6 protein-coding genes are annotated in these 7,366 nt (G+C 76.2%); 4 read left to right on the plus strand and 2 right to left on the minus strand.

Going from position 1 to position 7,366, the window contains the following annotated elements; all coding sequences use genetic code 11:
- On the minus strand, nucleotides 1-927 hold a 927-nt coding region (locus EF903_RS25565; protein ID WP_185902817.1), incomplete at its 3' end, for a pyridoxal-phosphate dependent enzyme.
- A gap of 178 nt (nucleotides 928-1,105) precedes the next feature.
- Between EF903_RS25565 and EF903_RS25570 the strand changes: the two genes are divergently transcribed.
- From EF903_RS25570 to EF903_RS34350, 4 genes are all read left to right on the plus strand, one after another.
- The gene (locus tag EF903_RS25570) at nucleotides 1,106-2,845 is read left to right on the plus strand and encodes a non-ribosomal peptide synthetase (RefSeq protein WP_185902818.1); all 1,740 of its coding nucleotides are present in this window, start codon (nucleotides 1,106-1,108) and stop codon (nucleotides 2,843-2,845) included.
- Nucleotides 2,846-2,959: 114 nt separating this feature from the next.
- On the plus strand, nucleotides 2,960-3,712 hold the full coding sequence (locus EF903_RS25575; RefSeq protein ID WP_125546981.1) for a thioesterase II family protein: 753 nt from the start codon (nucleotides 2,960-2,962) through the stop codon (nucleotides 3,710-3,712).
- Entirely contained in the window at nucleotides 3,709-4,932 is a 1,224-nt protein-coding gene (locus EF903_RS25580) for a cytochrome P450 (RefSeq protein ID WP_185902819.1), read from the plus strand. Before EF903_RS25575 ends, EF903_RS25580 begins: the two co-directional genes overlap by 4 nt.
- A 138-nt stretch (nucleotides 4,933-5,070) precedes the next feature.
- The gene (locus EF903_RS34350; RefSeq protein WP_185902820.1) at nucleotides 5,071-5,208 is read left to right on the plus strand and encodes a hypothetical protein; all 138 of its coding nucleotides are present in this window, start codon (nucleotides 5,071-5,073) and stop codon (nucleotides 5,206-5,208) included.
- Between the two features lie 40 nt (nucleotides 5,209-5,248).
- On the opposite strand, the gene EF903_RS25585 is transcribed toward EF903_RS34350, so the two are convergent.
- Nucleotides 5,249-7,366, minus strand: a 2,118-nt coding sequence (locus EF903_RS25585) for a tetratricopeptide repeat protein (RefSeq protein ID WP_148142571.1), incomplete at its 5' end; no start/stop codon positions are given.

Consider the following 7,366-nt stretch of genomic DNA (forward strand, 5'->3'; position numbering starts at 1 on the left):
GCTGTAGGCGGGGTCTTCCGTGAGGGGGCCGTCGGGGGGGAAGACGCGTTCGACGTAGCGGTGGCCGGGGTCGGCGGCGAGGAAGACGATGGGGTTGCCGTCGGGTTCGGCGGCGCGGATGTGGCGGGAGACCTGCCAGCTCGCGCCGGCGGAGAGGCCCGCGAAGACGCCGGTGGTGGAGAGCAGGTGGCGGCATCCGGCGGCGGAGACGGAGAAGTCGAGCCAGTGGATGTCGTCGTAGGCGCTGTAGTCGATGTTGTCGAAGCGGATGCCGCTGCCGATGCCGGCGATGATGAACCCGTCGAGGGGGACGGCCTCGGAGCCGAAGGAGCGGCTGCCGAAGGGCTGGATGCCGGCGACGCGGACGCCGGCGGACGCGGCGCGCAGGTAGCGGCTCATCGCGCCGGTGGAGGCGCCGGTGCCGATGCCGCCGACGAGGGTGACGCCGTCGGAGCCGAGCTCCTTGACGACGGTGTGGGCGACGCGCTCGTAGCCGAGGTAGTGGACGTCGTCGTGGTACTGCTGCATCCAGTAGGCGTCCGGGTGCTCGCGCAGGTAGGCGTGGACGAGGCGGACGCGGGTCTCCTGGTCGTGCTGGAGGCCGTCGTCCCCGGAGGACGGCACCTGCGTGTAGGTGGCGCCGAGGTACTTGAGCTGGGTGCGGATCGCGGCGTCGACGGCGACGGAGGCGAAGATGTGCGCCTTGAGGCCGAGTTCGCGGCAGACGAGGGCGAGGGCGTGGCCGTAGATGCCGCTGGAGCTGTCGACGAGCGTCTGGCCGGGGCGGATCACGCCGCGTTCGAGGAGGTCCACGACGGCGGCGCGGACCGAGGTGACCTTCATGACCTCGAAGCGCAGGACGTGGATGCCGTTCCCGAGGTCGATGAGGTCGGGCTCCGAGAGCTTCTCGGCGAAAGACTTGTACACCGCGGCTGTCCCTTCCAGTGGTGTCCGTGGGCGCCGGGCGGCAGGGCGGGTGCGCAGGGCCGCCGGCACCGACGAGTCTGGGAGGGGCCGCTCCCGGCGCGTTCCCGGCGGCTTCCCGGCGGCTTCCCGGAACGCGTCGGGAAGGATCCGGGAAGGGCGGCTGCGCAGCATGCGGGCCATGACGAGACATCAGCTTGTCCTCGACGCGGTGATGGAGCACGCCCGGCGCAGCCCCGGCGGCCCCGCCGTGGTGTGCGGAGGCTCGGTACTGTCCTACGGCGCCCTGTGGGCGGCGGCGGAGGCCGCCGCCCGCGAGCTGGACGCGGACCCGCGGTCCGCCGGCGCGGAGCGGATCGGCATCCTGTCGCACCGGACGGCCGGGGCCGTCGTGTACGCCCTGGCGGCCTGGCTGTCGGGCCGGTCGTTCGTGTTCGCCGACCCGCGGGCGGCGCCGGAGGCGCTGGCGCACATCCGGGAGTCGGCGGGGCTGGGGGTGGTCGTCGATCCGCGCACGGGCGCGTTCGACGCCCCCGCGGGGCCGCGGCCGGGCGCCTCGGCGGGCCGGGAGTGGGTGCGGGATCCCGCGGAGCGTGAGGCGTACGTGCTGTACACCTCGGGCAGCAGCGGCCGCCCGAAGGGGGTGTCGGTCTCCCAGCGGAACCTGGCGGCGTCGAACGCCGCGCGGGTGGAGGTGTACGAGCGGTTCGGCAGGCCGGTCTTCCTGCTGCTGTCGCCGTTCCACTTCGACTCGTCGGTGGCCGGGGTGTGGGGCACGCTCGCCGTGGGCGGGACGCTCGTCGTCGCCGACGAGGAGGAGCGGCGCAACCCGCAGGCGCTGGCCGGGCTGATCGCCGAGTACGGCGTCACCCAGACGCTGACCGTGCCGAGCTTCCACTCCGAGCTGCTGGACACCGCCCGGGAGGACGCGGGCGTCGCGGCCGCGCTGGAGCGGCTGCGGGTGGTGGTGTGCGCCGGGGAGTCCCTCGCCCGGTCCGTCATCGACCGGCACTTCGCGCTGCTGCCCGGTGTGGTGCTGGGCAACGAGTACGGGCCGACGGAGTGCACCGTCTGGTCGACGTACCGCTTCTACACCGAGCCCGCGGACTCCACGATCGGCTTCGCGATCCCGGGGGCGACCGTGCACCTGCTCGACGAGCGGCTGCGCGCCGTGCCCCTGGGCGCGGCCGGGCAGATCGCGGTCAGCGGCCCGACGGTCGCCCGCGGCTACGTCGGCGACGAGGCGCTGACGCGGGCCCGGTTCACCGACGTCGAGACCGGGCCGGGCCGGCTGGAGCGGGTGTACCTGACGGGCGACCTGGGGCGGTGGCTGCCGGAGGGCGGCCTGGAGTTCGTGGGCCGGCTCGACAACGAGGTGAAGATCCGCGGGGTGCGGGTCCACATCGAGGCCGTCGAGGAGGCCATCGCCGCGCATCCGGGCCTGCGGGCGGCGGCCGTCGCCTATGACGCCGAGTCCGCGACCTCGTACGCCTTCGCGGTGCGCGAGCCGGGCGCGGAGGTGGACGCGGCGTCGGTGCGGCGGGTGGTGGAGGAGGCGCTGAGCGCGGCGGTCGTGCCCGACCGGATCGTGTTCCTGCCGTCGCTGCCGCGCTCCGCGCACGACAAGATCGACCGGGCGGCGCTGCTGGCGTCGGTACGCCGGCCCGCGCCCGCCGCCGCTGCCGCGGCGCCCTTGGCGGGCGGGCTCGCCGCGCAGATCGCGCGCGCCTGGGAGGAGGTCCTCGGCGTCCCCGTGCGGGGCACCGAGCAGGACACCTTCTTCGACCTCGGGGGGAACTCGCTGTCCGTGCTGCGGCTCTCCCGCGCACTGGGCCGGATCGCGGGCCGGACGCTGCCGGTCCGGCAGGTGTACCGGTGCGGCACCATCCCCGAACAGGTCGAACTGCTGTCGCGGCCCTGACCTCCGGTCCCGCCTGACCTCGGCTCCCGCCCGACCTGCCCGACCCGTCCGACCCTCCTCCGAACGACGCCGTCCGTCCGTACGTACGTCCGCCACGACACCGATGGGTTCCCCATGCCTTCGACCACCAGCTCCATCAGAGAGTTCGCCCCCGGGCGCGACGGGCGCCCGGCCGTCCTGTGCTTCCCCCACGCGGGCGGCTGCGCCTCCTTCTTCCGCTCCTGGCAGGGCCTGCTGCCCGGGGCCCGCGTCCACGCCGTGCAGTACCCGGGCCGCGAGGACCGCATCACGCAGGACCATCCCGAGTCGCTGACCGGGCTGGCGCAGGCCGTCGCCGACGAGGTCCTGGCGAGCGGGGAGGCGTACTCCGTGCTGTTCGGGCACAGCATGGGCGCGTACGTCGCCTTCGAGACGGCCCGGCTGCTGGAGCGGGCCGGCCGGCCCGTGCCCGTGCTGGTGGTGTCGTCGGCCGCGGCGCCGGCGCTGCGCCCCCCGGTGCCGTTCGAGGACACCGCGGACGTCCTCGGCTACCTCGGCCGGTACGAGCCGCTCAGCATCGAGCTGCTCCAGGACGACGAGCTGATGGAGCTGCTGCTGGAGTACATCAAGGCCGACCTGCGGCTCGTCGCCCGCTACGACGGGTACGAGGGCGCCCGGATCTCCTCCCGCCTGGTCGCGGTGGCCGGGGAGGACGACATCCCGGAGATCCGCACGCGGTTCGCCCCGTGGGGCGGGCACACCTCCGGCGACTTCACCCCGCTGGTGCTGCCCGGCGGCCACTTCTACCTGCGGACCGAGCCGCCGTTCCCGCTGATCTGCGACGAGCTGGCCCGGTCCGCGGCCGCCGCGGCCCCCTCGGCGCCGTGAGCGCGACGGTGGCGGCGCACGCGCCGCGGACGACCGCGCAGGAGGACACCGCACGCCTCCTCGACGGCGAGACGCACCGCTCGGGCGACCCGTACGCGCTGTGGGCCGGGCTGCGCGAGCGGGAGCCGGTGCTGTGGCACGGGCCGGGTGAGTTCCCCGGCTTCTGGTCGCTGACCCGCTACGACGAGATCGACGAGGTGCTGCGGGACGCGCGGACGTACAGCTCCGCCTCGGGGATCCTGCTGCGGCCGCGCGCCCAGGGCGACGACCCGGGCGGCAACCGGACCCTGGCCCTGTCCGAGCCGGAGCGCCACAGGGTGCTGCGCGGGGCCGTCGCCGGCTGGTTCGCGCCGCGCAACCTGCGCCTGCTGTCGGACGCGCTGGACGCGCAGGCGGAGCGGATCGTCCGGGACGCGGTGGCGGCCGGGCGCACCGACTTCGTGACCGGCATCGCGGCCGTCCTGCCCGTGGAGGTGGTCTGCACGTTCCTCGGGATCCCGGAGCGGGACCGGCCGGACATCGTGGAGTGGACCACGGACGCGTTCTGCGCGGGCACCGCGACGGAGCGGACGCTGGCGCACCTGCAGATCCTGGACTACTTCGGCGATCTGGTGGAGCGGCGGCGGGCCGACCCCGGCGACGACCTGGTCAGCGTCCTCGCGGCGGTGCACCTGGACGGCCGGCCGCTGCCCGTCGAGGACGTCGTCCTCAACTGCGACAACCTGCTGGTCGGGGGGACGGAGAACGTACGGCTCGCCATGTCGGGCGGCATGCTGGCGCTGCTGGAGCGGCCCGAGCAGTGGGAGCTGCTGCGCGGCGGCTTCGAGGAGGTGGCGGGGACGGCGATCGAGGAGATCCTGCGGTGGACGTCCAGCGCCACGCACCTCGTGCGGCGGGCCGCGCGGGACGCGGTGCTGGGCGGGCGGCGGGTCCGCGAGGGCGACCTCGTGGTGTGCTGGCTGCCGTCCGCGAACCGGGACCCGGCGCACTTCGCCGACCCGGACGCCTTCGACATCCGCCGCACCCCGAACCGGCACCTGGCGCTGGGCGCGGGCCCGCACTACTGCGTGGGCTCGCAGCTGGCGAAGCTGGAGATCCGGGCGGTGCTGCGGGAGTTCGTCCGGCAGGTCCGCGGCGTGGAGCAGGACGGCCCGCCGGAGCGGCTGGACTCGATCGTGGTGGGCGGGCTGCGGACGCTGCCGCTGCGCCTGACCGGCTGAGGGCGTACGGGCGTGCGGGCGCACGGACGGCCGCCGCGGTCGGGATCCGGGCGGGAACCCTTCGGGAACGGCCGCGGCCAGCATGGTCCCTGCCGGGCGCGCCGCGGGGCGCGCCGGCCCCGGCGAGGAGGTTGCGTGATGCGGACGACGGTGGCCGTCCTGGTGGCGGCGTGGGCGCTGGCGGCCGTCTGCGGGGCGGGCGCCGCCCTCGGGTCGGCGGGCGGGGGTAGCGAGGTGCGCGCGACCGAGATCGGCCCGTCGTTCGTCCGGCCGTAGGGCCGTGCCCGCGCCCGCCGGCCCCGCCCTCGCCCCCGGCTCAGGGGACGGGGACGGGGGCGGCGGGCGCGGGCGCGCCGGCCAGGGCGGCGAACGCGGCGTCCGCGCGGTCGCGGTGGGCGCGGGCGCGGTCCGGGTCGCCGAGCGCCTCGTGGGCGAGGGCCAGGCCGTGCAGGGCCCTGGCGGACTCGATGCGGTAGCCGACGGCCTCGGCGCTGCGAAGGGCGTCGGCGTGGAGTTCCCGGGCCCGTTCGGGGGCGCCGCGCAGCAGGTGGACCCGGCCGAGGACGTTCTCCACGACCGCCTGCCGCATCGCGGTGCCGTGCGCCCGGATGAGCTCCAGGGCCCGTTCCGCGTGGTCCCCGGCGAGGACCGTGCGGCCGGTGCGCTGGCAGGCCTCTGCGGCCAGGGCGAGGGTGAGGCCGAGGTTCTCCGGCATGCGGCACTCCCCCGCCAGGTCCATGGCCCGCTCCAGGGCGGCGAGGGCCTCCTGCTCCTCGCCGAGCGCGAGGCGGGCGACGGCCAGGTCGTTGAGTGCGGACACCTGTTCGCCGGCGGTGCCGGCCCGCCCGGCCAGGGCGACGGCGCGGGCGGCGGCCGCGGCGGCCTCCGCGTGCCGGCCGGTCCAGGTCAAGGCGGAGCTCAGGTTGCACAGGGTGTACGCCTCCTGCCGCGGGTCGGAGAGCTCCCGGTGCAGGGCGGCCCCGCGCTCCAGGTGGCGGCGGGCCGCGCCGAGGTCTCCGAGGAGGCTCTGCAGCAGGCCGAGCAGGGTGAGGCAGACGGCTTCGCCGGAACGGTCGGCGAGGCCGGCCGCCACGCCGAGGGCCTCGGTCGCGGCGGTGACGCCCTCCGGGAACCGGCCGAGCTTGCAGTGGGCGACGGCCTGGTTCGACAGGCTGACCCGCAGGACGGCCGGGTCGCCGAGGCGGCGGGCGGCGGCCACGGCGACGGCGGCGACCCGGCCGAACTCCTCCAGGCTGCTGCGCGAGTTGAGGTGGAAGGCGAGGTTGCGGGCCAGGTGGACGGCGTGCCGGTCGAAGCCGGCCCGCTCGGCGCACTCCGCCGCGGCGAGCAGGGCGCCCTGCTCCCGTTCGAACCAGTCCTCTGCGGCCGCGGCGTCGACCGGGCCGGGGCGGCCGGGCAGCCCGGCCTCCGGGGGCGCGGGCGCGGCCGGCCCCGCGGGGGCGCGGCCGGGGAAGCGGATCCGGCAGGCCTCCTCGGTGGCGGCGAGGAAGTGGTCGAGGACCCGTTCCAGGGCGGCCCTCTCCTCGGGCCGCGGCGGGGCCCCGTGCAGGCTGTGGGTGAAGCTGCGGACCATGTCGTGCAGGGCGTAGCGGCCCATCTCGTACTGGCAGGCGAGGTTCATGTCGAGGAGGTGTTCCAGGACGTCCTCGGCCTCCCGCAGCCCGGTGCCCAGCAGGGCGGCCGCCGAGTGGACGCCCATGTCGCGGCCCGGGTGCAGGCCGAGGAGCCGCAGGGCCTCGCGGTGGGCGGGGGCCATCGCCTCGTAGGACAGCTGGAGGGTCGCCTTGACGCTCTGGTCGCCGGAGCTGAGCTCGTCGATGCGGCGGGCCTCGTCGCCGAGCCGGTCGACGAGGTGGCGGACGGTCCAGCGGGGCCGGCTGCGCAGCCGGGCGCCGGCGATGCGCAGGGCGAGCGGCAGGTGCCCGCACAGGGAGCCGAGTTCGGCGGCGGCGCCGGGTTCGGCGCGCACGCGGTCCGCGCCGAGGACGCGGGTGATCAGGGCGAGGCCGTCGGTCGGCGGCATCGCCGCGACGCTGATCCAGTCGGCGCCGTCGAGCCCGGTCATGCGGGTGCGGCTGGTGACGAGGACCAGGCAGCCGGAGGAGGCGGGGAGCAGCGGCCGTACCTGTGCGGCGTCCGCGGCGTCGTCGAGGACGAGGAGGACCCGGCGGTCGGCGAGGGTGGCCCGCCACAGGGCGGTGCGGCCGTCGAGGTCGTCGGGGATGCGCTCGCCGGGGGTGCCGAGGATGCGCAGCAGGGAGCCGATGACCGCGCCGGGCGGGCGGGGGTTCTCGGCGGAGGAGAAGCCGCGCAGGTCGGCGTAGAGCCGGCCGTCGGGGTAGCCGGGGGCGAGCCGGTGGGCGGCGTGCAGGGCGAGGGCGGTCTTTCCGCTGCCGCCCATGCCGTCGATGCC

The organism is Streptomyces sp. WAC05292, from assembly GCF_003949955.1.
Taxonomy (GTDB): Bacteria; Actinomycetota; Actinomycetes; order Streptomycetales; family Streptomycetaceae; genus Streptomyces; species Streptomyces globosus.

Bases quoted from the DNA above. Each gene is read 5' to 3' on its own strand.
- EF903_RS34350 (WP_185902820.1), top strand. From the start codon at position 5,071: ATGCGGACGACGGTGGCCGTCCTGGTGGCGGCGTGGGCGCTGGCGGCC.
- EF903_RS25570 (WP_185902818.1), top strand. From the start codon at position 1,106: ATGACGAGACATCAGCTTGTCCTCGACGCGGTGATGGAGCACGCCCGG.
- EF903_RS25575 (WP_125546981.1), top strand. From the start codon at position 2,960: ATGCCTTCGACCACCAGCTCCATCAGAGAGTTCGCCCCCGGGCGCGAC.